The following is a 25,628-nucleotide window of genomic DNA, read 5'->3' on the forward strand; positions in this document are numbered from 1 at the left end:
AAGGCCGGGCTCGGGAATGGCGGGACGAAGCCCGGCCGTTGCGCGGTCGGGCGGACAACAGCGCGGGAACGCCATGAAAGCCGACGTCATCGTCCTCGGCGCCGGAATCGTCGGCGTCTCGCTCGCCCTGCATCTTCAGGAGCGCGGGCGCGACGTCGTCCTCGTCGACCGGACGGGACCGGGCGAGGGGACGAGCTTCGGCAACGCCGGCCTGATCGAGCGGGCGAGCGTCATCCCCTACGCCTTCCCCCGCGGTCTCGCGTCTCTGGCGCGCTACGCGCTGAACCGCTCCTCGGACGTGCGCTACGATCCGCGCTACATCTGGCGCGTGGCGCCGTTCCTCTTTCGCTACTGGCGGCACTCCTCGCCGCGCCGTCTGGCGCTCGCGACGCAAGCGATGCTTCCGCTGATCGAGGCGAGCGTCGCCGAGCACGACCATTTCATCACGGCGGCCGGCGCGGGCGATCTGGTTCACGCCGGGGGGTGGCTCGCGGGTTGGCGGACGCCGGCGAAATTCGAGGCCGCGCAGCGCGACCTTGCCGACCTCGCCGAGTACGGTCTTGCCCACGACATCCTCGACGCCGCCGGGATCGGGGCCCTGGAGCCTTCGCTGCGCACCGGCCGGGAGGGGCTCGCGGGCGCCATCCACTGGCGCGACCCCAAGACCGTCAGCGATCCCGGCGCCCTGACGCGCCGCTACGCCGCCCTGTTCGAGCGGCGCGGCGGCCGGATCGCGATCGCAGACGCCGCGACGGTCGAGACGACGGGCCGGTCCTGGACGGTCGGGCTCGCGCAAGGCCCCCTGGAGGCCCCCCAGGCCGTCGTGGCGCTGGGGCCGCAGTCGGGCGCTCTCCTGAAGCGGTTCGGCTATTCCATACCGTTCGCCGTCAAGCGGGGTCATCATCGGCACTACCGGTTGCCGCCCGACCATGTCCTCCGGACGCCGATCGTCGACGAGGAGGCGGGCTTCGTGCTCGCGCCGATGACGAAGGGCATCCGCCTGACCACCGGCATCGAGTTCGCCGATCCCGCCGCGCCCGCCAACGCCATCCAGATCGGGCGGGCCGAGGCGGTCGCGCGGCGGCTTCTGCCGCTGGGCGAGCCGGTGGAGGAGACGCCCTGGCTCGGGCTTCGTCCCTGCCTGCCCGACATGCGGCCCATCATCGGTCCGGCACCGCGGCATCCCGGCCTCTGGTTCGACTTCGGCCACGCCCATCACGGCCTGACGCTCGGGCCGGCCAGCGGCCGGCTCCTGGCCGAACTCATGACGGGGGAGACGCCGTTCGCCGATCCCGCGCCCTATCGCTGCGAACGCTTTCTCTGAGCCTGCGCCGCCGCACCGGGTGGTGCGCTCGCGCGGGGACGATGTCCCTTTGCCGTCTAAATGATCTCGAAGGGACTCTATCCGATGAGGGCCCGGCACGGGTAAGGTCATTCCATGGGCACATTCACGCGCTATCTCCGGAGACGCTGGTCAGACGCGCATCCCTTTTAGATCCAGCCTCGGATTCGTTTCATTGTCATCCCCCATCCTCTCGGCAGGCCGCAGCTTCGCGCGTCCCGCCGTTCATCTCGACGAGGTCGTCGTCCGGCGCCTCGCCCGTCATTGCCTGCGGTTTCGCGATGCGGACGACCGCGCGGCCTGGTTTCAGTTCGGCACGACCTTGGCGCTCTTTCTCGCCACGGCCGGTCTCATGCTGTTCGGCGCGGCATCGGGCGTTCCTGCGCTCCTGGCGCTCTTTCTTCCCGCCGGCGGCCTGCTCGTCCGCCTGTTCGGCATCCAGCACGATTGCGGCCACGGCTCGTACTTTTCGTCCCGCCGGGCCAACCGTGTGGTCGGCCGTCTTCTCAGCGTCGCGACCCTGACGCCGTTCGGCTACTGGAGCCGCTCCCATGCCGTCCACCACGTCACGGCGGGCGATCTGGGACGGCGCGGCATCGGCGACGTGGACACGCTGACGGTCGACGAATACGCCGCGCTGTCGCCCGGCGCGCAATGGCGCTACCGCCTCTATCGCCATCCCCTGCTGCTCCACGTCGTTGGACCGCCGCTCTACTTCATCCTGTTCCAGCGTTCGCCCTTCGGGCAGGCCCTTCCCGCATCGGAAGCCTGGCGCAGCATCATGGGCCTCAACCTCGCGCTCCTGGCGGTCTACGGCACCCTGATCGCGCTGTTCGGCCCGGCCGCGGTCGCGTTGGCGGTGCTGCCCACGGCCTTCGTCGCATCCTGGGTCGGAGGCTGGCTGTTCTTCGTCCAGCACCAGTTCGAGGACACCCACTGGGAGGCGTCCGAGGATTGGAACCTTCAGCGGGCCGCTCTCAGCGGCAGTTCCTATTATGTGATGCCGAAGGTGCTGCAATGGTTCACCGCCAATATCGGCCTTCATCACATTCACCATCTGAACTGCCGCATCCCCAACTACCGCCTTCAGGCCTGCCTCGACGGCGAGCCGCTTCTGGGAAACATCTCTCGGCTGTCGATCTCCGAAAGCCTGCGCTGCGTCGGGCTCGCGCTGTGGGATCCCGAGGAGCGCAAGCTCGTCGGCTTCCGCAGCATCGGCCCGAAGATCGGACTCGATCTTCGGGAAGCCTGATGCGCAGATCGCAGGCGTTGGCGCTTCCGTCGGGCGTTCGCAGAACCGCGCGGCACGCTCAACCGGGACCGTCCGGGGATCGGTTTCGATCGACGTCCCGACCGAACGTGACATCGGTGCCGCGGTGACGTCGGGGGCCGACCGGCGGATCGTCGTCACCGGCATGGGCGTCGTCTCGCCGCTCGGCGTCGGCGTGGAGACGGTGTTCGAGCGCCTCGTCGGGCATCGCTCCGGCGTCCGGCGCCTGCCCGACGAAGCGGTGCCCGACGTCGCGGCGAAGATCGCCGCCGTCGTGCCGACGCTCGCCGAGGATCCCTTCGGCTTCGATTTGGAAGGCCTGGTGCCGGTCAAGGACCGCAGGCGCATGGACCGCTTCATCCACTTCGCGATGGAAGCCGCCCGGCAGGCGATCGCCGAGTCGGCCTGGCGACCGGACGAGACGGGGCGCGAACGCACTGCGACGATCGTGGCCTCCGGCATCGGGGGATTCCACAGCATGCTCGACGCCGTGACGACGGTCGAGACGCGGGGCGCCGGACGGCTTTCCCCCTTCACCGTGTCCTCGTTCCTCGTCAATCTCGCGGCTGGGCAGATATCCATCCGCCACGGTTTCAAGGGGCCGCTCGGCGCGCCGGTGACGGCCTGCGCCGCGAGCGTCCAGGCGATCGGCGACGGACTGCGGCTGATTCGGAGCGGCGAGGCGGACGTCGCGGTCTGCGGCGGCGCGGAAGCCTGCATCAATCGGGTGACGCTCGGCAGCTTCGCCGCCGCCCGGGCGCTCTCCACCGGTTTCAACGATCGACCGGAGGCGGCGTCCCGGCCCTTCGACCGGGCGCGCGACGGCTTCGTCATGGCCGAGGGCGCCGGCATGATCGTCTTGGAACGGCTCGACCATGCGCTCGATCGCGGCGCCGTGCCGCTCGGCGAGATCGCCGGCTACGCAACGACGGCGGACGCCCACCATCCCACCGCCGCGCGCTCCGACGGGGACGGCGCCCAGCGCGCGATGCGCCTCGCTCTGTCCATGGCAGGCCTGCCGCCGGGCGCGGTCGACTACATCAACGCGCACGCCACCTCTACGGAGATCGGCGATGCGAGCGAGCTTGCGGCGATCGCGGCGGTGTTCGGACGCGGACGGGGTCCCGCCATCTCGTCGACCAAGTCGGCCAGCGGCCATCTTCTCGGCGCGGCGGGCGTGTTCGAAGTGATCGTGACGCTCCTGGCGCTGCGGGATGGTCGCCTCCCGCCGAACCTCAACCTCGAGGACCCCGACGAAGCCGCCGACGGACTCGATCTCGTCGGACCGACGACCCGGAGCGCAGAGGCGGAGATCGCCTTGTCCAACGCCTTCGGCTTCGGCGGCGTCAATGCCTCGATCGTGCTGAAGCGCTGGACCGGCGTTTGATCGGCCGAAAGCGTCCAACGACATTCCTTCCGCATCTCCCGGCTCTCGCCCTTCGGAAGTCCCGGCTGTCGAACCCGACGTTCAGGCCGATACCGGAGCATGCGGCAGGGCCATCGCGGCATCGGCGGCGGCCGGGAACGTTCCGACGAGGACTGCGGCGCGCCGGGCGATCGCCCGACGATCGAGGGTGAGGAAGCGGCAGAACGAGGCAGGCGCGCACCGCCGGGTTCCGTTGCGCATCAGGTAAGCGCCGCCGATGGAACGACATGGTGCCCCGGAGCCGCCGTCAGGGCTGCCTCGACGAGGCGGAAGGCGATCCGTTCGGCGGGATTGACGCGCCACGCCCCGGGCAGGATCGGTCCCGCGCGTCGGACGAGGGCGGCGGCGGCGCGCTCGACGGGGCGGCTTTCCGATCGCTCGCCGCCGATCAGCGCCGGCCGAAGGATCGTCAGCGAGGCAAAGCCGAGGGCCGCCGCGCCGCGTTCGGTCTCGCCCTTCACCCTTGGATAGAGAAAAAAGGACGCGGCGTCCGCGCCCGCGGCCGAGACCAAAGCCAGGGTCGGCGTTCCATGCGAGCGGGCGAGCGCCAGCGCCTCGAGGACGAGATCTCGGTCGAAGCGGCGGAACGCCTCCGCCGAACCCGCCTTGGCGCGTGTGGTGCCGAGGGCGCAGACGACGGCATCCGCCCCCCACCAGGTCGCGCTAAGGGGCAGGGCCTCGAAGTCAACCGGCGGCGCCTGGAGCTTGTCGCGCGGCGCGAGCGGTCGACGCACCGGTGCCGTCACGGCCGAAACGCGCGGATTTCGCAGCGCCAGTTCCAGGACGTGGCGGCCGACGAGCCCGGTCGCGCCGAGAAGCAGAAGCCTCATCGCCCGCGACCCGGCCGGTGCGACCGGCGGGCCGACGGGGAGGCGCCACCGGAGACCCGGCCCCGCCGGACGGGACAGCCCGCCCGTCCACGCGATTCCCTCTCGTGCATCTCGTCGTTCCGCCCTGTTTGCGTTCGACCTTGCCGTGAAGGGCTCGGCGAACCGATCCTACCCGATCCGCACCTCGGGGTCGAAGCGTCCGGTCACGCCGATCTCGCCGACGAAGGTGGCGCCGGCGGTGGGATCGGCGCGGCGCGCCTCGTCGTCGTAGCCCGTGGCGGCCGAGGTCACGAGCAGCGAGGCGGCCGCCGTGCCGACGAAGGCGGGGCAGGTGATCTGCCCCGTGGGAAGCGCGATGTCGCGGACATGGCGGCCCTCCGTGTCGAGGATGCTGACGCAGGCGCCGCCCCAACGAGCCACGAGCAGGCGTCCCTCGGCATCCGTCACCGCGCCGTCCGGATGTCCCGGCAAATCCGTCGAGCCGAAAGCCACCGGCTCGCCCTGCGGCAGTCCCGTGGCGGGATCGAGCGCCAGCGTCAGGATCTGCCCCTTCTTCGTGTCGGTGAAATAGCCCCGGTCGCCCGACGGCGAGAAGCAGATGCAGTTGGTGATCGTGATGTCGCCGAACAGTCGGCGCACCTCGCCCGCGCGGTACCAGTAGATCGCACCCCTTCCCTCCTCGGCATGCTTGCCCATCGTGCCCATCCAGAAGGCGCCGGAGGGATGGGTGCGCGCGTCGTTGGATCGCGTGGCGTCGTCCGCGGCTTCGATCTCGCGGTGAAGGGTCAGGCGGCCGGTCGCGATCTCGCGCACGTAGAGGCCCTTTTCGGTCGCCAGCAGCTGACGGCCTTGGTCGATCCGTGCGAGCGCGCTCGCCATGAACGGCAGGCCGTGCACGATGGTCGTGCCATCCGCGAAGCGATGTTCGAGAAGCGTCCGGCCGAGGATGTCGAACCACCAGGCGGTGTCGGTCCGGGGATCGTAGGTCGCGCCTTCGCCGAGTTCGCAGCGGGGGGCGTCCAGCGCCCGGAGCAAGGGGGGAGAGGATGTCATGTCGCGCGGCTCCTTCGCCGCTTCTCTAACCCGATCGATGCGCGGCGACGAGCCGGAACCGGCGATTGGGTCCGGTCACGGCGCCCGGACGACCGATGAGATAGCCCTGCGCCTGGTGGCACCCCTGCTGCTCCAGCCAGCGGAACTGCTCCTGCGTCTCGACGCCTTCGGCCGTGATCGTCATGCCGAGGGTGTGCCCGAGCGACACGACGGCGGCGACGATCGCCTCCTAATGATTGCCGGTTCCGATGTCCCCGACGAACGCGCGATCGATCTTGATCTTGTCGAAGGGGAAGTTGCGCATGTAGGACAGCGAGGAGAAACCGGTCCCGAAATCGTCGAGCGCGATCTTGACGCCGAGAGCCTTCAGGGCGTGGAGGATCGCCAGATTGTCGTCGCTGTCGCGCAGCAGGACGGATTCGGTGATTTCGAGCTCGAGCCGGGACGGGGGAAGGCCGGCATCGGCGAGGGCTCCGGCGACCTTCTTCGGCAGTTGGCCGCTTTGGAACTGCACGGGCGACAGATTCACCGAAACGACGGCGCCGTCGAGCCATCCGGTGGCCTCCCGGCAGGCGCGTCGCAGGATCCACTCCCCCATCTCCGCGATCAGCCCGGATTCCTCGGCGATCGGGATGAACTCGACCGGGGATACCAGACCTCGGGTTGGATGGCGCCAGCGCATGAGAGCTTCCCGCGCGCCGATGCAGCCCGTCCGGATGTCGAGCATCGGCTGATAGGCCGCGAAGAGCTCGTCGCGTTCGATCGCGGAGGCAAGATCCAGCTTGAGATCCTGGCGCGCCCCGATCCTGCGCTGCAGATCGGCGTCGTAGACGCGGATGCGGCGGCCGCCGTCGGCCTTGGCTTGGTGGAGGGCGATGTCGGCGCGCTTGGACGCCGTCCCGTGCAGCCGTTTGGTCGTGACGTGGGAAACGCCGATCGTGACGCCCACCCGCACGTCGTGGCGTTCGACGCGAATGGGGCCGCGCAAGCTGTCGAGGAGGCGCTCGGCGAGGCCGACGCAGTCATCGAGGCTGGCGCCCGGGAGCGCGAGCGCGAACTCGTCGCCGCCGAGGCGCGCCAGCAGGCCTTGCTCGCCGACCGCAGCGCGGAACCGCTCCGCGACCGCCACGAGGACCGCGTCTCCGGCCACGTGACCGAGCGTATTGTTCACCTCCTTGAAGGCGTCGAGATCCATGAGAATGATGCCGAGGGCGCCGGCGCTCCGATGCTCGTCGAGGAAAGCGGTGTAGCGCGCGCGATTGAAGAGACCCGTCAAGGCGTCATGGTGAGCCAGGCGGGTGATCGCTCGTTTCGTCTCGAGGGCCTCCGAGATGTCGCGGATGAAGATCGACACGCCATCGCGGGTCGGACGAATGTTGAGATCGACCGTGATGCCGAGACTGGGAAGGAACAGATTCGTCATCGTCGACGGGAAGCCGTCGAAGGCCGCGAGGCAGGCGTCGTGCACCGGCGTTCCCGCATAGGCGGGATGGGCCTTCAGCAGCGTGTCGCCCACCTTCAGCCGCTTGCCGAGCAAGGTGACCGCATTGCCGTTCATGTAGGTGATGCACCCGGAGCGGTCGATGGTCAGAATGCCGTCGGCGGTGCTCTCCAGCACCTCGGCGAGCCGGATCGCGGCGGCTTCCGCCTCCAGCCATGCCATGTGCTTGTCCGTGACGTCCCGAGCGACGACGAGGACTCCCTGCACCTCGCCCGACGGGCGCTTGATCGGGTTCACGGCGACGTTGCACCAGGCCGGAGCCCCCGCCGGCGTGGGGACATGGGTCGATAGACTGGCGTTGAGACCCGACCTTGCGGCCGTCAGGGCCGCCTCCGCCTCCGCCCGGACATCGGGCGGCCATAAGTCCAGCCAGCTGCGACCCACGACATCGCCGATGCCCTGGACGTCGAGAGCGGCGGCCGGGCCGTTGACGAAGCGGATGGTGGCGTCGAGGTCGAGGACCGCGATGCCATCGCCGCTGCTCTCGACGATGCTGCGGGAGAAAGCCTCGCTGGCGCGCAGGCGCCGTTCCGCCACCTTGCGATCGTCGATGTCGTCCAGTGAGCCGTACCAGCGCAGGATATCGCCCTTGTCAGAACGCCAGGCGACCGCTCGGGACCGCATCCAGCGGAACGAACCGTCGGCGACTTTCAAGCGGTGGTCGAAATCGAAAGTCTCGCCCGTTGCAAGGGACCGTGCCCATGCCGCACGGGCGGCTTCGGCGTCGTCGGGATGGATGACGTCGGCCCATCCGCCCTCCTGTGCGCTCTCCGCCGGAAGCCCGGTCAGGAGAGACCAGCGCAGACACCCTTCCAGAATGCGACCGTCGGGCGCCGCGGTCCATGGAATCTGTGCGTTGAGTTCCAAGGCGCGGCGATGATTCTCCTCGGTTTCGCGAAGCCTCTCCTCGATCGTCACGCGCGCCGTGATGTCCTGCCAGATTCCGCGGAACCCCACGACCACCCCGTTCGTGTCCGTGACCGGATGGCCGCGAAACCGGGCGTGAACCAGGGTTCCGTCGCCGTGGATCATGCGGAACGTATCGTCCAGCGACCGGTTCAAGGCCGCAGCCTCGGTCAGGTGTGCGACCGCTCTCGCGCGATCGTCAGGATGGACCAGGGAGAAGGCGCCGTCGAGGCTCGAACAGGACGCGTCGCGGCTGCGGCCCAACATGGCCAGTCCCGCGTCCGTCATCTCGGCCCGTCCGCTCGAAAGGTCGAAGCTCCAGGCGGCGAGCCTTGCAAAGCCGAAGGCGTCCTCGATGTCCCGTCTGCATTGCTCGAGCGGGTCCTCAGGGTTGAGGCGGGACCCGCGCGGTCCGTCCTCGGAATGGGGCGCCGCCGACATGTCGACGAGCGCATCCAGGCTGAGGATCGACGCGGCAGACGACGAAGCGAGAAGAGACATCCCGAACCTTGAAGTTCCAATGGGCGCGCAAAGCCCGGTGACGCCCATGTTCTCCCGTTTTGACGAAAATCTCATTACCCTGGGGAAGAAAGGTGTCCGCTCCGTCCGGTTTCCCGGAAGGAGACCGGTCTTCGCGCAGGACGGTGGTCGAGCCCGTGGCCGTTCGGCAAAGGACGTTCGCCCGCTCGTCGAGGACGGCAGGACCATTGGTGACGCCGCCGATCCGGTCGAGCCTCGACCAGGGCGCCCAACGCAAGTGACGCGCGTGACCTCGCCTGCAAGGGGATGCCTCCGTGGTCCCAGGCCGGTGGCCCAAGGAACCGACAGGACCGCCCGCTGCGGCGGCGGCTGGCCGATCTCTTCGCCGGGAACCCGGACCGTCGTCACGGTGACGGGACGGTGGCTCGTGACCTCGATGTCGTCGGCGGCTCATCAACGCCAGCCGGAACGTCTCGGCCTGCTTTCGCCTCGGTTCAGCTCGGGAGAACCGTCGCCACGATGCTGCGATCGAGCGCTTCGTAGTCAAAGTAGCGGATGGTGTCGTAGAGCTCGGCCCGCGTCTGCATGGCCGGCAGCAGCGCCGCCGGGCTTCCGTTCGACCGGATCTCGGCATAGAGCGCTTCCTGCGCCTTGGCGGCGACGCGCAGGGAGGACACCGGCCAGATCACCATGGAATAGCCGAGATCCTGGAACTCCCGTGCGGTCAGGGCCGGCGTGCGGCCGAACTCGGTCATGTTCGCCAGCAGCTTGACGCCCGGCAACCGCGCCGCCACCTCGCGGAACATCTCGACCGAGGTCAGGGCCTCCGGAAAGATCGCATCCGCCCCGGCTTCCAGATAGAGCCGAGCGCGTGCGACGGCGCCCTCGATCCCTTCGCTGGCCGCCGCGTCGGTGCGGGCCACGATGACGAGATCCCGGCTCGCCCGCTTGGCCGCGTTGACCTTCGCCGCCATGTCGTTCGGGCTCGCCAGCTGCTTGTCGTTGAGATGCCCGCACTTCTTGGGCAGGAGCTGGTCCTCCATCTGCACCGCCGCCGCGCCCGCATCCTCGAAGGACCGCACCATGTGCATGACGTTCAGCGTCTCCCCGTAGCCCGTGTCGCCGTCGGCGAGAATGGGAAGCTGGGAGGCGCGGGCGATCTGCCGGATGTGGAAACAGACGTCGTCGACCGTGAGAATGCCGAGATCGGGCAGCCCCATCGACGCGCTGACGGCGGCGCCGGACAAGTAGAGCGCCTCGAAACCCGTGTCCCGCGCCTGGATGGCGGCGAGACCGTTGTGTGCGCCGGGAATGGCGAGGATCTCCGGCCGCTGCAGGAGGGCTCGGAAGCGGGCGCCGGGTGCGGTCGTGGGAAGGTCGGCGGCGATCAGATAGGTCATGTCCGGTTCCTACCGCATCGGCCCCAAGATCGGATCTGATGTTGGGATGGCCTGATGCGCGACAGTCAAGGAAGAGAAGCGTCCTTCGCGGTGGAAGGTGAGGCGAAGGACGCTCGGGAGGCGGGGTCAGCTCTCGCTGTCGGTCATGTGCGCGACGCGGCGGCGAAGTCTCGGTGCGATCAGCGGCAGGGCGATGGCCGCGAGAGCCAGCAGCCAGAGGCAGATCGCGAAGGGCGAGGAGAAGAGGATGGCCGGATCGCCATCGGAAAGCGACATCGCCCGGCGCAGGTTGTCCTCGAAGAGACGGGCGAGAACGAAGGCGATGAGCAGGGGGATCAGCGGAATGCCGACCTTGCGCATGACATAGGCGAGGAGCCCGAGAAGCACGGTCAGCACCAGTTCGAAGGCCGAATTCGTCGCGGCGTAGACGCCCGCGAAGGACAGGCCGAGAATGCCGGGAAAGAGGATCCACGGCGGCACCAGGAGGAGGCGCGCGAAGAGGCCGACGAGCGGCAGGTTGAGGACGAGAAGCATGATGTTGCCGATGTACATGGAGGCGATGAGGCCCCAGGCGATCTCCGGCCGCTGGGTGAAGAGGAGCGGCCCGGGGGTCACCGAGTACATCATGAGCGCGCCGAGCAGGACGGCGGTCGTGCCCGATCCGGGAATGCCGAGCACCAGCATGGGCACCATCGAGGCCGTCTGAGCCGCATTGTCGGCCGTTTCGGGCGCCGCGAGGCCGCGCATGTCGCCCTTGCCGAACGTGCCCTTGTCGGAAACGCGCTTCTCGACCGTATAGGACAGGGCGGAAGCGACGGCCGCGCCCGTCGCGGGCAGGATCCCGAGGAAGAAGCCGAGGCCCGTCGCCCGAAGCATGGCCGGCATGCAATAGCGGATCTCGGACATCTTCAGCCGCTCGCCGCCGCCATAGTTGGAAACGGTGCCCGACCGCAGGCCTTCCACGACCACCAGGATCTCGCTGATCGCGAAGAGGCCGATCGTCAGCGTCGTGAAATCGACGCCGCCGAGAAGTTCGAGCGAGCCGAAGGTGAAGCGCTCGATGCCCGAACCGCCGTCGATGCCGACCATCGCCATGAGGAGGCCGAGCGAGATGGCGGCCCAGGTCTTGGCGGGACGGGCTTCGCCGATGGTCGCGAGAAGCGTGAAGGAGAGGGCCATCAGCGCGACGTATTCGGCCGGGCCGAAGGTCACCGCGAGCCGGGCGAGCGGAACGGCGAGAAAGGTCAGGAGCACGACCGTCAGCGTGCCGCCGACGAAGCTCCCGATGCCGCTGATCGCGAGCGCGGCGGCGCCTCTGCCTTGCTGGGCGAGCGGATAGCCGTCGAGCGTGGTCATCACGAGGCCGGGGTCGCCCGGAATGTTCAGGAGAATCGAAGAGATCCGGCCGCCGTAGCCGCTGCCGTAATAGATGCCGGCGAGAAGGATCAGCGCGCTTTCCGGGGGAAGGCCGAGCGCGAAGCAGAGCGGAAGAAGGAGCACGATCGAATTGATCGGCCCGATCCCCGGCAGCGCCCCGATCGCCGTGCCGAGCGCGGCGCCCAGCAGCGCCAGCATGAGGTTGAAGGGCGTGACGGCGACCGAGAAACCGTAGGCCAGGGAGGAGAGCGCTTCCATGGCTCAGACTCCCAAGGGACCGCGCGGCAGGCCGAGGCCGAGACCGATGTCGATGAGGATGAAGATCACAACGGCCATGGCGATCGATCCGACGATGGCCGGCACCGTGCGGCCCTTGAAGGCCTTGGCGCAGAGGAAGCCGAGAACCGAGGTCGCGGGAACGAAGCCGAGCGGCTCCAGGATGAACGGATAGAGAAGGGCCGAGGCCGCGACGAGGAGGATGCGGCCGTAGTCGCCCGCCTCCCAGGTCATCGCTTCGGGTCTCAGCGCGATCGAGGCGCCGGACAGGACGAGGATGATCCCGACGATGATCGGAAACGCCTTCGGGCCGACGGGATCGGCCGCGAACGCGACCTCGAGGCGGTAGCCGTGCCAGACGGCGCCGGCACCGATCAGAAGGAGGATCATCCCGCTGATGCGATCGAAGGTCGTGCTCGCGGCCATCCCGATCACTTCCCGCTGGTGGGAAGGCCGACTTCGGCGGCCAGAGCCCTGAAGTCCTGCGTGCGCTTCTTGGCGAAGGCGTCGAAATCGGCGCCGACGAGGTCGTATTCGAAGAGACCCTGCTCGGTGCGCGCCTTCTGCCATTCCGGATTGGCGTTGAGGGCGCTCAGGGCCTTGGTCCAATAGGCATATTGCTCGTCCGTGATGGCGGGCGGGGCGTAGAACCCGCGCACGATCGGCCATTCCACGTCGTAGCCGGCCTCCTTGGCCGTCGGCACCTCGGCATAGGCGCCGGGCAGGCGCTCCGCCGAGAAGGTCGCGAGGACTCGGATCTCGCCGGCTTCGAGCTGGCCGAGCATCTCGGACGCGTCGCCCGGCAGGGCCTCGATCGTGCCGCCGAGAAGGGCCGCCAGCGCTTCGCCCCCGCCCTCGTAGGAGAGGTAGCGCATCTTCTTCGGATCGGCGCCGGCAGCCTTGGCGACGAGGGCCGGCTTCATCCAGTCCTGGCTGCCGACGGTGCCGCCGGCGCCGATCGCCACGGAGGCGGGATCGGCCTTCAAGGCTGCGACGAAGTCGTCCATCGTCTTGAACCGGCTGTCCTTGCGAACGGCGAGGACGCCGTAATCCGCTCCCACGGCCCCGAGCCAGCGCACGTCGTTCTCCGAGAAGCGCCCGAACTTGCCCTGCGCGAGGTTCACCCAGGAGCCCGTCGACACCGCGACGATGACGTTCGGGTCCTTGCGGCGCTGCGCCTGGATCGCATTGTAGGCCACGGCCCCGATGCCGCCCGGCATGTTGGTCGTGCGGATGGATGGCTCGACGATGCCGAGTTCGTTCAGCTTCTGCGATGTCAGGCGGCAGGTCAGATCGAAACCGCCGCCGGGCGCTGCCGGCGCGATGCATTCGGGATTGCGCGGCTGAAATTCCTGCGCGGAGGCTCCGACGGGCACGAGCAGGGTCGCGGCGACGAGAAGATGGATGCGCTTCATGGATGTGTCCTCCCAGACCGATCAAACTGTCGACACCTTAAGCAAGTCTCCCTGAGCATCAACCCTTTTTTCCGCCCTCCGCATGTGAAAATGTCGACAATCGATCCTGACGGGGCCCATAAGGTCCATCAGGCACCCTTGGAGATCCCACCGAAGATGCGCTCCAACCAAGCCGCCGCGATCTACGAATCCCTGACGCGGGCCATTCTGAGCGGCGCCATCGCACCGGGCGCCAAGCTCAGCGAGCCGGCGATCGCGGACGAGATGGGCGTCAGCCGCGCACCCGTCCGAGAGGCCCTTCGACGGCTTCAGGAACGCGGGATCGTCGTCCACGTCGCCAACCAGGGCGTTCGCGTGGTGTCGCCCTCGCTCGACGAGTTCCTCGCCCTGCTCGACGTTCGCGAGGCCTTGGAGGGGATGACCTGCCGGCTGGCTGCCGCCGCGATGCGCGACGGCGCGCTGGCGCGGTTGAGCGAGATCGTCGACGCGCATGGCCGAGCCTTGGCCGCAGACCCGAGCGGGCCGTACCGACAGGACGAGTACGACACCGATTTTCACGTTCAGATCGCGCGAGGATGCGGAAATCCGGTTCTGGCGGACCTGCTCTGCGATCAGTTCTATCCGCGTCTGAAGCTCTGCCGTGCGAAGCATCAGTCGATCAAGGGGCGGGGTCTGGCTGCCTGGAAAGAGCATCGCCGCATCATGGAGGCCATGCTGGAGCGCGACGCGGAGGCCGCTGAGTTCTTGATGCGGCGCCACGTGAGGGCGGCGCGCGCCGCCCTCGTCGAGGCCGCGGGAAGACCGCCGACCCACAGCATCGGCCCGACCATCGGCAACGATGGTCGGTAAGCCCGATGCGCTGAGGAAAGCATCGGCCCGACCATCGGCAACGATGGTCGGTAAGCCCGATGCGCCGAGGAAAGCATCGGCCCGACCATCGGCAACGATGGTCGGTAACCGCGATGAGGGCGCGGGAGATCGGCGCCGTTCTTCGGAGCGCCGGAGGTCAGCCGTCGAGAACGGGGAGCGACGGCCGGTGGGTTCTCAAACGGCGAGGGCCGGATCGCGTTCGATGAAGGCGGCGATCTCGCGGGGCTGCGTGAACCAGACCTCGTCCGTGTGGGCGGCCAGATGCTGCAGGGCCCGCGTCAGGGCGCGCAGGCGGAAGGGCTGGCCGGAAATGAAGGAATGCACCACGATGGACATGACGAGGGGCTGGTCCCTGGACGCTTCCAGCATCTCGTCGAACTCGTCCACGATCATCCGCTCGAAATCCGCAGCGCTCGCCTGACGCCCAATGATGGTGGAGGAATCGTTGAGCTCCAGCGCATAGGGGATCGACAGGAGCGGCCCCGAACGGGTGGCGAGCCAGACCGGCTGGTCGTCGAACCTCAGGTCCATGAGATAGCGATAGCCCGCCTCCTTCAGGAGATCGACCGTCGCCTCCGTGTGCGCGAGCCAGGGGCTCGACCATCCGCCCGGGCGATAGCCCTCCTTTTCCGCGATGCGGTCCGCGACGGCCTTCAGGTACGCCGCCTCGTTTGCAGGGTCGCGGCCGACGAGCGTGTCGGAATTGGTGAGGCCATGGCCGACGATCTCGCAGCCCCTGGCCCGCGCGACATCCATGAGGTCGGGCGCGTGGTCGTAAACCTCCGTGTTGAGAAGGATCGTCAGCGGCAGGCCGAGGCTGGAGATCCGCTCGATCAGGCGGAAGCCGCCGACCCGGTTGCCGTAATCGCGCCAGGACGTGTTGACGTCGTCGGGCTTCGGCGCGCCGGGGAAGAGGTCTTCGGTCATGCCCTCGCCGAAGACGTATTCCTCGATGCCGAGACTGATATAGACCGCGAGGCGCTTGTCCCCCGGCCAGGCGTAGTCCGGACGCCGTGTGATCGGCTGGAAGCGGTAGCGGTTCTGGCTGGGCAGCATCGACGTCTATCCCTTCAGCGGAGCGGGGCGAGCGCGGCATAGCGCGGTGACAGGATCTTTTCGGGCGGGGCCGCGTAGCTCGACCGCCTGGAGGTTCGCAGCCCGCATCGCACCAGCATCTCCGCCATGCCGACGCCAGCCGCGACGCCGTCGATGACGGGCACGCTGAGCGCGTCCGAAAGGGGCGCGGCGAGATGGCCGATCCCGGCGCAGCCGAGCACGATCGCCTCCGCATCTTCCTCGTCGATGGCGAGGCGTCCCTCGGCGAGGATCGCCTTGGCCACCGCGTCTTCCTCGCTTTCGTCGTAGAGGACGGGAACGTCGACGGCGCGGATCGGCAGGCACCGCCCGGCGAGTCCCATGCCGAGCGAGGCGACGACGCGGTGGGAGTGGATGCGGGTTCGCCGGGGCAGCGTGACGATGGAGAACGTGTCGGCGACGAGGGCGGCGGCGAAGAGCGCGGCCTCCGTCATGCCGACGACCGGAACGCGCGCGACCTCGCGCGCGGCGGCAAGTCCGGTGTCGCCGAAGCAGGCGATGACGAAGGCGTCGACGCCCTCCGTCTCGCGGCGCCGGATCTCCTCGATGACGCCGATCGTCGCCACCGCTTCGTCGAAATGGCTTTCGACGGAGGGCGTGCCCTCCGCCGGCTCGCTCGCCGTGACGACCGTTCCCGGCGCGGCGACGGCGGCACCGGCCTTGCGGTCGGCCTCGGTGAAGGCCGCCGTCGTGTTGGGATTGACGATGTGGATGCGCATCAGGCGGGTTTCTCCGGGGCCGAGGGAGCGGGCGTTCCGGAGGCGAGCCAGGTTTCGGCGATGGCGTCGCGCCGGGCGAACCAGCCGCCGCGCGCGGCGACATGGGCGAGGAAGGACCGTAAGCCCCCGATCCGGCCGGGCCGGCCGATGATGCGGGTGTGGAGGCCGATGGTCATCATCTTCGGCACGCTGTCGCCTTCCTCGTGGAGGCAGTCGAAGGCGTCGCGGCAATAGCGCGAGAAGTCCTCGCCATGGACGAAGCGGCGCGTGCCGAAGAAGTTCATGTCGTTGGTGTCGAAGGCGTAGGGAAGGACGACATAGGGGCTCTCGCCGGTTCGCACCGTCACCGGCAGGTCGTCGTTGTAGCTGTTGGAATCGTAGAGGAAGCCGCCCTCCTCCATCAGGAGGCGGCGCGTGTTCTTCGAGGGATGGCTTTTCACGTGCCAGCCGCGCGGACGAACGCCCGCGTGCTCGCGGATGGTCTCGACGCAGCGCCGGATCGTCTCGCGCTCCTCGGCTTCGGGCATCGCGTCGTGATGCTCCCAGCGCCAGCCGTGGCACATGATCTCGTGGTCGTTTTCCACCGCGTGCCGGCCCAGCCAGGGCGTGCGAACGAGCGCGCGAGCGCAGAGGTTCAGCGTCGAGACCGCGCCGACCTCGGCGAAGGCGCGCATGACGCGCCAGTAGCCCGCGCGGCTGCCATATTCGAAATGGCTCTCCATGCAGAAGTCGCGCGCGCCGACGAGCTCCTCCTCGACCTCGTAGCGGGCCTCGTTGCGCTCGTCGCCGGACGACAGCGCGCGTTCCGCGCCCTCCTCGATGTTGAGGACCAGCGAGACCGCGACGCGCGCGCCGTTCGGCCAAGCGACGCGCGGCGGGTGTTCGCCGTAGCCGAGGAAGTCGCGGTCGTCGTCGGGGATGCGCCAGCTCATCGGCCGACCCAGCGGGTGAAGCCGACGTCCCGGGCCGCGGCCATGGCGACCATCTCGCGATAATAGGGTTCGACCTCGGCGGCGCTTTCACGCAAGGCCGCAGCCTGCGCGCGCAGCTTCGGCTCGATGGCGCGCAGGTCCGCGAGGAGGACGGTTTCGTCGATCGTGGTCAGCCGCCTGTCGCGGACGACGACCTCTCCGGCGACGACGGTGTGGCGGACGGACGAGCCGCTTTCGCAGAGGACGAGCTGACGGCGGATGTCGTGGAGCGGGCGGAAGCCTGCCGCATTCGCGTCGAGAATGGCGAGGTCGCCGGCATGGCCCGGCGCGATGCGGCCGAGGGGTGCTTTGCGGCGCAGGACGCGGTTGCCGCCGTCCCAGACGGCGGAAAGGATTTCCTCGGCTTTCGGCCAGCGGTCGAAGTCCGGCGTGGCGAGCGCGTGGACGATGCCCGCCGCCTTGATCGCGCCCCAGAGATTGTGGCTGTCGTCGCTGACCGCCTCGTCCGTGCCGAGACAGAGCGGGACGCCGGCGTCGCGATGCGCGCGAAAGGGCATGACGCCGCTGCCGAGGCGCATGTTGCAGACCGGGTTGTGCGCGACGGTGACGCCGGTGCGGGCGAGGATCGCGATGTCCTCCTCGTCCACCCAGATCGCATGGATCACCTGCATCCGTTCGTCGAGAATGCCGAGATCATCGGCGTAACGAACGAGCGAGCGGCCGTATTTCTCCTCGCCCAGCACCCGCTGCAGCTTGGTTTCCAGGATGTGGCAGAAGAAGGGGAGGTCGTGCGTCTTCGACAGGCTCGACAGGGCGGCGAGATAGGTTGGCGTCGCGCGCTGTGGGGCCGAACAGGAGACGGCCGCCCCGATCCGTCCCTCCGCTGCGCCGTGCCAGCGGGTGATCAGGTGATCGTAATGCGCGAGCATGCCTTCGGCCGTCTCGCGGGGAAGGGCGTCCATCCGTGCCTTCAGCGGGGCCGGGAGGAGGTCTTCCAAAAACGGGTACTTCTCGTATTCGACCACGATCGGCTGATCGAGGCCGACGGTCGCCCGCATCCCGCTTTCGGCATAGGCGCCGCAGATCGCGTCGATCGCCTCGGTCGAGGCCAGCGGCACGAAGAAGGCGTCGTCGGCGACCGACGTGATGCCGAGCTTCAGCATCTCCGCGGCCCCGAGAAGCGTGCGCAGGCGCACGAGAGCGGGGTCTTCGGTCCCGCCGTCGGTCTGCGGGACCTCGTAGAGCATGAAGACTTCGAGCGGCAGTCCATCCAGCGTGCCGCGCATGAGGTTGCCCGGCGAATGCAGATGGGCGTTGACGAGGCCGGGGAGCACGATATCCCCCTCGACGTCGAGGATCTCGGCGCCGGACGAGACGAGGTTCGGCCCGATCTCGGTGATGATGCCGCCTTGGATGAGGATGTCGGCCGAAACCAGCGCTTCGCTCGCCGCCGAGGCGAGAAGGCGGCCGCCGCGCACGAGGAGATCAGACATGGGCGAAACTCCTGGGGATCGGGCCGGCGAGGCGGGAACGCGGCTCGAAGGGCCCCTGCGCTTCGCCTTCTGGGATGTGTGCGAGGACATCGTCCGGGAGAATCTGGCTCGGTTTACGGCCGAGACGGGCATTCCCGTCGACGGGATCTGCGTTCGCGGCGATTACGAGGCCGAGGTCGGCGCGCGACGGCACGACGAGGACGGTCCGGACGTCTTCCACGCGCAACGCGCCGAGGCCTCTCTCTGGGCGGACGAGAACAAGATCCAGCCGCTCGACGAGGCGGATCCGATCGTCGCCGAGCTCATCCTGGGCATGGATGCTCCGCTGGTCGAGGGCGCGCGCGACCCGGCGGGCCGGCTTCTCGGCGCCACCTATTACAATGGCGGGCCGCTCGCGCTCTTCCTGCGACCGGGCCGAGATGCCGCATTCGAAACCTGGGACGAGGTGGTGGACGCCTGCCGGAAGGCCAAGCGGGACGGAGAGGCCGAGCATCCCTTCGTGCCGCGCTGGCATGCGACGCAGACCGGGCTCGTCTGGTCGCTGCTCGCGCTGCTGGCGAGCGACGGCGTCCTGACGCTGGAGGACCCCAGGGCCGAATCCGCCTTGGCCGGAGCGCTGGGGTTCCTCAGCGCGCTGGTCGAGGACGAACTCGTCCCGCCGGCCAGCCTCTCCGATCGCGGCGACCGGGCGGCGCTGGAGCGCTGGGCAACGGGGCGCCATCTCATGACCTTCACCGTGGACTATCTGGCCAAGGATGCCGCCGAGATCGCCGGGCGTCCCGTTTCGCTGCCCGCCGCCCGCCTGCCGGGCCTTGCCGGAACCCCGCTGATGCCGGGCCATGCGCTCGTCTGTCTTCGCGCCGGGCTCGGCGGCCCGCGTCGCGCCGCCGCGCTTCGGCTGGCGGCGTTTCTCGGAGGCCCTGGCGTTCACCGGCGATGGCTGGAGGAACGGCTCTTCGCGGTCCCGAGGGCGCGGCTCCTCGGGGATGCGCAGGTGCGAACGGCGATCGGGAACGCCTTCGCCGCGCCGGACCGCGCCGCATCCGTGGAGCGACTCGCGGCCTCGCGGGCCGCCGCCGTCGCATCCCCGATCTCTCATCGGCCCTTCATGCTCGCCTGGACGGGCGAGGCGGATCGTCTGATCCGCGGCCCTTTGCTGGGCGAAAGGCGGATCGCCCCAGCCCACGCCGCGGCCCGCTTGCTCGAGATCTGGAACCGGTTGGAGGCGGATCATCGCGCCAGCCGTTCAGGCTGAGGCCGCGAGGCGGCGTGCGGCTTCGTCGGGATCGAGGGCGAGGGCGGCTTGCGCGCCTTCGGTGCCGACGACCATGCCGGCGGAGACGATCGCGCGCCGCACCGCTTCGCGCGGCGAGAGGCCGAGCATGCGGCAGGCGGCATAGGCGCCGCCGAAGCTGTCGCCCGCGCCCGTCGGATCGGCGAGCGGCACCGGCGTGACGGGCAGGAGGGACACGCCTTCGGCGGTGGCGAGCACGACCTCCTCGCCACCGCGCTTGATGATCGCCTCGGCAAATCCGGCGGCGTGAAGATCGCGCGCCGCCGCCTCCCATCCCTGTCCCGCCAGATGTCCCGCTTCGAGTTCGCTCGGCAGGATGGCGTTCGCGCCGGCAAGGACACCCGCAAGTCCGCCCGCGTCGTGGCGCTTGGCGAGGAAGGGCGAGGGATCGACCGACAGGAACCCCGCTCGACCTTTCAGGAAGGCAAGGCTTTCGGGGTGGCGGTCGCGCACCTGCGGGGCGAGATGCACCGCCTTGGCCGGCAGCCAGTCCTCCGGAAAATCCCGCGCCTGCGGCGTGAAGGCGAGGAGATAGTCGAGATAGACCTCGACGTCGCCGACCTCGCCTTCCGCGCCGATGTGCTGGAGCGGCGTGTTCTTCGGCAGGCAGCGACGGGAGCCGGAGGTCTCGTAGACGATCCATTCCGTGAGATGGGGACGTTCGACGTCGATCCGCCGGACATGGACGATCCCCGCCGTCGCCAGCACCGCCTCGACATCGATCGGGAAATCCGGGCCGCGCCGGAACACGAGCCCGATCCGCGCGGGGTCCAGCCAGAGACGGGCGCCCGCCGCCGCATAGAGCGCGTTGCCGCCGACCCGCTCGGCCCAGGGGCCAGGCGCGGCCGGCACCACGTGGTCGAGCGTGATCTGGCCGAGGATCAGGAGATCGGGTCTGTCCATCGCGGTCAGCGGAGCGTCGCGACGTCGTCGCGGATGGCGCTGGCGGCGATCAGGCGGAACCCGTCCGTCCGGCGCAAGGGAATGTTCTGGATGCCCGAGAGATGGGCCATGTAGAGGACGAGGAGCTGCGCCGGCAGATGGTAGACCATCGGCGACAGGAAGTCGTCGACGCCCTCCGGCATCTCGAAATGGGCGAAGGCGCCCTCGACCGCCGCCGAGGCGGGGGCGACGAGCAGCGCCCGCCCGCCCGCGCCGTTCATGCCCTCGACGATCTCGCGGGCCCGGTCCGCGCTGTTGCCGGGCGGCGCGATGACCAAGGCGACGGAGCGTTCGCGCCAGTTGAAATAGGTCAGGAAATATTCGAGATGCGCCCATTCCTCAAGGTCCTGGTGAACGCCGTTGATGGGCATCTGCTCGTGGAACTTGGCGGCGGAATAGGCGGCGGTTCCCCGGCTCGGGCCGACGCCGATCGCAAAGACCGTGTCGACGCCGACGATCTCGGCCGCGACCGTCCGCGCGGTGGCGTCGATCTTGGCGGCGGCCTGCGGCAGGCCGGCGACCGCGGCTTCGAGATCGGCGCGAAGTCCGGCCGCCCGGCCGGCGTCGAGCGTGCCGCGTTTGGCGCCGAGCTCGATGCCGAAGACGTAGAGCGCCTGGAGCACGGCGACATATTCGGCGAAGTTCAGATAGCAGCGGCCATAGCGCTCCGGAATGTCGGCGATCGCGCCGACCGGGCGATGGATCACCGCATCGGCCGTCTTGGCGAGCTGTCCCTCCAGCGTGCCGGTGACGCCGAGCGTTGCGAGTCCCTGGCTCTTGGCGAGCGCCACGCATTCCCGGGCACGGCTGGAGGAGCCGGAATTGGAGATGCTGACGACGAGATCGCCCTCGCCCATGACCGGAATCTGGTAGCGCGCGAGATCCATCGCGGTCGTCGCCTGGACGGGAAGGCCGGTCCAGCGGGCGAGCGCCGGCGCTGCCGAGAGCGCCGCGAAATAGCTGTCGCCGGAGCCGGCGAGGAAGATGCGCCGGGCGCCGGCGATCGCGGGATGGGCGAGCGCGGCCGCCACCGTCCGGTCGACCTCGGCGGCCATGGCCGGATAGTCGAGCGCGGTCGCCATGGCCGTCGCGATCTCTTCGGCATGGGGTGGGAAGGGCGCGGTGACCGCTGCAGTCTGTGACACGTCGTGCACTCCGAATGGGATCATGTGGGGTTGCGAGGCGACGGGCTCAGCGCGTCGCGGGGAGGGGCGGGTGAACGGGTGCCGCGGTCTCGCCGAGGAGGTGGCAGGCCGCCTCGTGACCGGTGCCGCTCGCGGGCTGCATCAGGGGCTCGACGCTCCGGCAGACGGGCATCGCGTGGGGGCAGCGGGTGTGGAAGCGACAACCGCTCGGGGGATCGATCGGGCTCGGGATCTCGCCGCCCAGGCGCGGCACCTCGCGGCTCGCCTCCACCACGGGATCGGGCGAGGGCGCCGCGTCGAGCAGCGCCTGCGTATAGGGATGCGCCGGCCGGGCGACGATCGAGGCCGCCCCGCCGATCTCGACGATCTTGCCGAGATACATGACGGCGACGCGATCGGCGAAGCCGAAAACGCGCGCGAGGTCGTGGCTGACGAAGAGGTAGGTCAGCGAAAAGCGGCGGCGCAGCGCATCGAAGAGCTTGAGGACCTGAAGCTGGAGCGAGACGTCGAGCGCCGACAGCGGCTCGTCCGCGACGATGAAGTCCGGCTTCAGGATCACCGCGCGGGCAATGGCGATGCGCTGGCGCTGGCCGCCCGAGAATTCGTGCGGATAGCGGGCGGCATAGGTCCGGTCGAGGCCGACCGCGTCCAGGATCTCCTCGACCTTCTCGCGGATCTCGGCGCGCGCGCCGCCGCCGTGGACGCGAAGCGGTTCGGCCAGGGTGTCGAAAACGCGCATCTTCGGATTGAGGGAGGCGTAGGGATCCTGGAAGATCATCTGGAAGCCGGACCGGGCCCGGCGCAAAGCCTCTCCCGACAGTCCGGTGATGTCCTCGCCCTTGAACAGGATCTGCCCGCCGGCGATCGGCTGGGTGCGGATGAGCGCGCGTCCGAGCGTCGACTTCCCGCAGCCGCTCTCGCCGACGAGCGCGAGCGTCTCGCCGGTGGCGATGGAAAGATCGACGCCGCTGACGGCCTGGACGTGCGGACCGGGTCCGCGCGACAGGAACGGCCGCGGCAGCTGAAAGGCGACGGTGAGGCGTCTGGCCTCGATGACGGGAGCCTCGACGACGGACGGCGTCATGGCGATGGCTCCGGCAGCGGATGGAAGCAGGCGAAGCGCCGGTCTGCGCGCGTCTCCAGCGCGGGACGTTCCGCCCGGCAGCGATCGCTCGCGCGAAAGCAGCGCGGCGCGAAGGCGCAGGCCTGCGGGTCGGACGCCGGGTCCGGCGGCGAGCCGGGGATCGGCTGTTGGTCCGCGAAGGCGATGTCGAGCCGCGACGTCGAGGCGAGCAGCCCGGCCGTGTAGGGATGGGCGGGGGCGGCGTAGAGCCGGTCGGCCGGCGCATCCTCGACGATACGGCCGCCATACATCACGACGATGCGCCGGGCGATGCGCGCGAGAAGGGCGAGGTCGTGCGTGACCCAGACCATCGCCATGCCCTCGTCCCGCTGGATCGTCTGGACCAGCCGTACGATCTCGGCCTGGACGGTGACGTCGAGCGCGGTGGTCGGTTCGTCCGCGATGAGAAGCTTGGGCGTCAGCGACAGCGCCATCGCGATCATGACGCGCTGGCGCATGCCCCCGGACAGCTGATGCGGAAACTGGCGCACGCGGCGCTCGGGCGCGGGCACGCCGACCCTTTCGAGAAGGTCGATCGCGATCCGTCTCGCGGCCTCGCGCGACAGTCCGCGATGGCGCCGGAGGCCCTCGCCGATCTGCCGGCCGATGGTGAGGAGCGGATTGAGGGCCGTCGCCGGGTCCTGGAAGATATAGGACACGACGGGGCCGCGCAGGGCTTCGAGACCGCGTCGGTCGAGCCCGGTCACGGGCCTGCCGTCGACGTCGAGACGCCGGGCGGCGATGACGGCACGCCGCTCGTCGAGAAGGCGCATGGCCGACATCATCGCGACCGACTTGCCGGAGCCGCTCTCTCCGACGAGACCCACGACCTCGCCCGTCAGGAGACGCAGCGACACGTCGCGCACCGCGCGAACGGGCCGTCCGCCCCTCTGGAAGGTGACGGACAGGTTCTCGATCTCCAGGATCGGCGTCGCGGACGGTCCGGTCATCGCGCGCTCCTCGGATCGAGGCGATCCTGCAGCCAGTCGCCGCAGAGATTGCCGCCGAGAACCGTGAGCGCGATGGCGATGCCCGGCATGGCGGTCAGCCACCAGGCGCTCTGGAGATAGGAGCGTCCGTCGTTCAGCATCGTGCCCCAGGACGGGTTGGAGCCGTCGACGCCGACGCCGAGGAAGGAGAGGGCCGCCTCGGTCAGGATCGCCTGCGCCATCGAGAAGCTCGCCACGACGATGATCGGCGAGACGGTGTTGGGCAGGATGTGGCTGGTAAGGATGCGAAGGGTCGGAACGCCGACCGTGTGGGCGGCATGGACGTAGTCCTGGCCCTTCACGCTCATCACCTTGCCGCGCACGACGCGGGCGTAGTTCACCCAGGTCGCCAGCGCGAGCACCAGGACCACCGGCCAGAAGCCGCCGCCGAAGGTCGCGAGGAGGAAGATCGCGAGCAGCGTGAAGGGAAAGGAGAGCTGGACGTCGATCAGGAAGGACAGGCCGGAATCGACCCAGCCCCCGAAATAGCCCGCGAGGATGCCGACGGTCGAGCCGATCAGCGCGCCGAGGAGAACGGCGGCGAAGCCGACCGCGAGCGAGATGCGCGAGCCGTAGATGACGCGGGACAGGATGTCGCGACCGAGATTGTCGGTGCCGAGCGGGTGGGCGAAGGACCCCCCGTCGATCCAGGCCGGCGGCTTCATGCGCGCCATCAGGCTGATCGAGGTCGGTGAATAGGGCGCGATATGGGGCGCCGCCAGCGCCCCCGCGACGGCGAGCGCAAGGATGGAAAGGCCGACGAGGCCGAGCGCGTTGCGCGCGAGAAACGGACGCCAGTTGCCCATCACGCGAGCTTCACGCGCGGGTCGATCGCGACATAGAGGAGATCGACGAGGAGGTTGATGGCCACGAAGGCGAAGGCGGCGAGAAGCACGACGCCCTGCACCAGCGGAAAATCGCGCTGGTAGACGGCGGTGACGGCCAGCCGCCCGACGCCCGGCCAGGCGAAGATCGTCTCGGTGATGAAGGCCCCGGAGACGAGCTCGGCGAATTCGAGCCCCGCCATGGTGACGACCGGGATCATCGCGTTGCGGAACGTGTGGACGAGGAGGACGACGCGCTCGCGCAGGCCCTTGGAGCGCGCGGTCCGCACGTAGTCGGCGCCGAGCACCTCCAGCATCGAGGCGCGCACGAGGCGGGTCAGGCGCGCGGCGGACTGAAGCGCCAGGGTGACGGCGGGAAGGATCAGGTAGGCGAAGCCGCCGGAGCCGGAGACCGGGAGAAGCCGCAGTTCCACCGCGAAGACGGCGATCAGCATGAGGCCGATCCAAAATCCCGGCGCGGATTGCCCGATCATGGCGAGCGCGGTGACGACGACGTCCCAGATCGTGTTGCGCTTCAGCGCGATGACGATGCCGAGCGGAATGGCGATGGCGAGCGACAGGAGGAAGCCGGCGACCGCCAGCTGGAGCGTCGCGGGCAGGCGCTCGGCGATGAGGCCGGCGACGCTGGTGCCCTGCACGTAGGAATGGCCGAGATCGCCCTGCAGCGCCCGCCCGACGAAGAGCGCGTATTGCGTCAGCAGAGGCCGGTCGAGGCCGAGATGGCGGCGCAGTTCGTCCTTGGCCTCCTGCGGGGCGTTCTCGGGGGCCATCAGCGCGACGGGGTCGCCGGTCAGATGGCCGACGATGAAGGTCGCGAAGGACACGCCGAAGAGCACCAGCACGGCCATGAAGAGGCGCTTGACGAGATATCTCGACATGGGGGGACGATCGTTCCTGGCAACGGA

Annotated in this window: 21 protein-coding genes and 1 pseudogene; 5 read left to right on the forward strand and 17 right to left on the reverse strand. The window is 69.2% G+C overall.

Annotation, left to right across the window (positions count from 1 at the left end; translation table 11 throughout):
- Positions 1-73: 73 nt before the first annotated feature.
- The 3 genes from ASG43_RS16230 (at position 74) to fabF (ending at position 3,999) form a co-directional block, all read left to right on the forward strand.
- Positions 74-1,324 carry an FAD-binding oxidoreductase gene (locus ASG43_RS16230; protein ID WP_056507273.1) on the forward strand — a complete coding sequence of 417 codons (1,251 nt, stop codon included), beginning with the start codon at positions 74-76 and terminating at the stop codon, positions 1,322-1,324.
- Positions 1,325-1,517: 193 nt separating this feature from the next.
- Entirely contained in the window at positions 1,518-2,594 is a 1,077-nt protein-coding gene (locus ASG43_RS16235; RefSeq protein WP_082490977.1) for a fatty acid desaturase, read from the forward strand.
- Positions 2,595-2,718: 124 nt separating this feature from the next.
- A complete protein-coding gene (fabF, locus tag ASG43_RS16240) occupies positions 2,719-3,999 on the forward strand; it encodes a beta-ketoacyl-ACP synthase II (RefSeq protein WP_280137224.1) in 1,281 nt (426 codons plus the stop codon).
- Positions 4,000-4,238: 239 nt separating this feature from the next.
- Here the strand turns inward: fabF and ASG43_RS16245 are convergent, their stop codons facing one another.
- The 7 genes and pseudogenes from ASG43_RS16245 to ASG43_RS16280 form a co-directional block, all read right to left on the reverse strand.
- Entirely contained in the window at positions 4,239-4,868 is a 630-nt protein-coding gene (locus ASG43_RS16245) for an NAD(P)H-binding protein (RefSeq protein WP_056507280.1), read from the reverse strand.
- Between the two features lie 168 nt (positions 4,869-5,036).
- Positions 5,037-5,921 (reverse strand): SMP-30/gluconolactonase/LRE family protein, encoded by an 885-nt coding sequence (locus ASG43_RS16250; RefSeq protein ID WP_056507281.1) that lies wholly within the window; start codon positions 5,919-5,921, stop codon positions 5,037-5,039.
- 25 nt (positions 5,922-5,946) lie between these two features.
- Positions 5,947-9,036, reverse strand: a pseudogene (locus ASG43_RS16260) (EAL domain-containing protein).
- 266 nt (positions 9,037-9,302) lie between these two features.
- On the reverse strand, positions 9,303-10,208 hold the full coding sequence (prpB, locus tag ASG43_RS16265; protein WP_056507288.1) for a methylisocitrate lyase: 906 nt from the start codon (positions 10,206-10,208) through the stop codon (positions 9,303-9,305).
- Positions 10,209-10,334: 126 nt separating this feature from the next.
- Entirely contained in the window at positions 10,335-11,843 is a 1,509-nt protein-coding gene (locus ASG43_RS16270; RefSeq protein ID WP_056507291.1) for a tripartite tricarboxylate transporter permease, read from the reverse strand.
- A gap of 3 nt (positions 11,844-11,846) precedes the next feature.
- Positions 11,847-12,287 carry a tripartite tricarboxylate transporter TctB family protein gene (locus tag ASG43_RS16275; RefSeq protein ID WP_056507294.1) on the reverse strand — a complete coding sequence of 147 codons (441 nt, stop codon included), beginning with the start codon at positions 12,285-12,287 and terminating at the stop codon, positions 11,847-11,849.
- Positions 12,288-12,292: 5 nt separating this feature from the next.
- The gene (locus ASG43_RS16280; protein WP_056507297.1) at positions 12,293-13,276 is read right to left on the reverse strand and encodes a tripartite tricarboxylate transporter substrate binding protein; all 984 of its coding nucleotides are present in this window, start codon (positions 13,274-13,276) and stop codon (positions 12,293-12,295) included.
- A gap of 156 nt (positions 13,277-13,432) precedes the next feature.
- On the opposite strand from ASG43_RS16280, the gene ASG43_RS16285 reads away from it, so the two are divergent.
- Complete coding sequence (locus tag ASG43_RS16285; RefSeq protein WP_056507471.1) at positions 13,433-14,125, forward strand: GntR family transcriptional regulator; 693 nt, start codon at positions 13,433-13,435, stop codon at positions 14,123-14,125.
- A 195-nt stretch (positions 14,126-14,320) separates the two neighbouring features.
- Here the strand turns inward: ASG43_RS16285 and ASG43_RS16290 are convergent, their stop codons facing one another.
- From ASG43_RS16290 to ASG43_RS16305, 4 genes are read right to left on the reverse strand one after another with little or no spacing between them, the layout of a single operon-like run.
- On the reverse strand, positions 14,321-15,202 hold the full coding sequence (locus ASG43_RS16290) for a polysaccharide deacetylase family protein (protein ID WP_056507300.1): 882 nt from the start codon (positions 15,200-15,202) through the stop codon (positions 14,321-14,323).
- Between the two features lie 14 nt (positions 15,203-15,216).
- Positions 15,217-15,960 carry an aspartate/glutamate racemase family protein gene (locus ASG43_RS16295; RefSeq protein WP_056507305.1) on the reverse strand — a complete coding sequence of 248 codons (744 nt, stop codon included), beginning with the start codon at positions 15,958-15,960 and terminating at the stop codon, positions 15,217-15,219.
- Entirely contained in the window at positions 15,960-16,892 is a 933-nt protein-coding gene (locus ASG43_RS16300) for a polysaccharide deacetylase family protein (RefSeq protein ID WP_056507307.1), read from the reverse strand. Before ASG43_RS16300 ends, ASG43_RS16295 begins: the two co-directional genes overlap by 1 nt.
- Positions 16,889-18,385, reverse strand: a complete 1,497-nt coding sequence (locus ASG43_RS16305) for an amidohydrolase family protein (protein WP_056507309.1) — start codon at positions 18,383-18,385, stop codon at positions 16,889-16,891. The genes ASG43_RS16300 and ASG43_RS16305 overlap by 4 nt, the downstream gene beginning before the upstream one ends.
- Between ASG43_RS16305 and ASG43_RS16310 the strand changes: the two genes are divergently transcribed.
- Positions 18,384-19,640 carry an extracellular solute-binding protein gene (locus tag ASG43_RS16310; RefSeq protein ID WP_056507312.1) on the forward strand — a complete coding sequence of 419 codons (1,257 nt, stop codon included), beginning with the start codon at positions 18,384-18,386 and terminating at the stop codon, positions 19,638-19,640. The two genes, ASG43_RS16305 and ASG43_RS16310, sit on opposite strands and share 2 nt — an antisense overlap.
- Here the strand turns inward: ASG43_RS16310 and ASG43_RS16315 are convergent.
- The 6 genes from ASG43_RS16315 to ASG43_RS16340 are packed head-to-tail and all read right to left on the reverse strand — an operon-like array spanning position 19,632 to position 25,601.
- Positions 19,632-20,582, reverse strand: coding sequence for a carbohydrate kinase family protein (locus ASG43_RS16315; protein WP_056507317.1), 951 nt, complete (start codon positions 20,580-20,582; stop codon positions 19,632-19,634). The genes ASG43_RS16310 and ASG43_RS16315 overlap by 9 nt on opposite strands.
- Positions 20,583-20,587: 5 nt before the next feature.
- The gene (locus ASG43_RS16320) at positions 20,588-21,766 is read right to left on the reverse strand and encodes an SIS domain-containing protein (RefSeq protein WP_162244737.1); all 1,179 of its coding nucleotides are present in this window, start codon (positions 21,764-21,766) and stop codon (positions 20,588-20,590) included.
- A 46-nt stretch (positions 21,767-21,812) separates the two neighbouring features.
- The gene (locus tag ASG43_RS16325; RefSeq protein ID WP_056507321.1) at positions 21,813-22,850 is read right to left on the reverse strand and encodes an oligopeptide/dipeptide ABC transporter ATP-binding protein; all 1,038 of its coding nucleotides are present in this window, start codon (positions 22,848-22,850) and stop codon (positions 21,813-21,815) included.
- The gene (locus tag ASG43_RS16330; RefSeq protein ID WP_056507325.1) at positions 22,847-23,839 is read right to left on the reverse strand and encodes an ABC transporter ATP-binding protein; all 993 of its coding nucleotides are present in this window, start codon (positions 23,837-23,839) and stop codon (positions 22,847-22,849) included. Before ASG43_RS16330 ends, ASG43_RS16325 begins: the two co-directional genes overlap by 4 nt.
- A complete protein-coding gene (locus ASG43_RS16335) occupies positions 23,836-24,684 on the reverse strand; it encodes an ABC transporter permease (RefSeq protein WP_056507328.1) in 849 nt (282 codons plus the stop codon). Before ASG43_RS16335 ends, ASG43_RS16330 begins: the two co-directional genes overlap by 4 nt.
- A complete protein-coding gene (locus tag ASG43_RS16340) occupies positions 24,684-25,601 on the reverse strand; it encodes an ABC transporter permease (protein WP_056507329.1) in 918 nt (305 codons plus the stop codon). Before ASG43_RS16340 ends, ASG43_RS16335 begins: the two co-directional genes overlap by 1 nt.
- Between the last annotated feature and the right edge of the window lie 27 nt (positions 25,602-25,628).

This window comes from Aureimonas sp. Leaf454, from assembly GCF_001424685.1.
Taxonomy (GTDB): domain Bacteria; phylum Pseudomonadota; class Alphaproteobacteria; order Rhizobiales; family Rhizobiaceae; genus Plantimonas.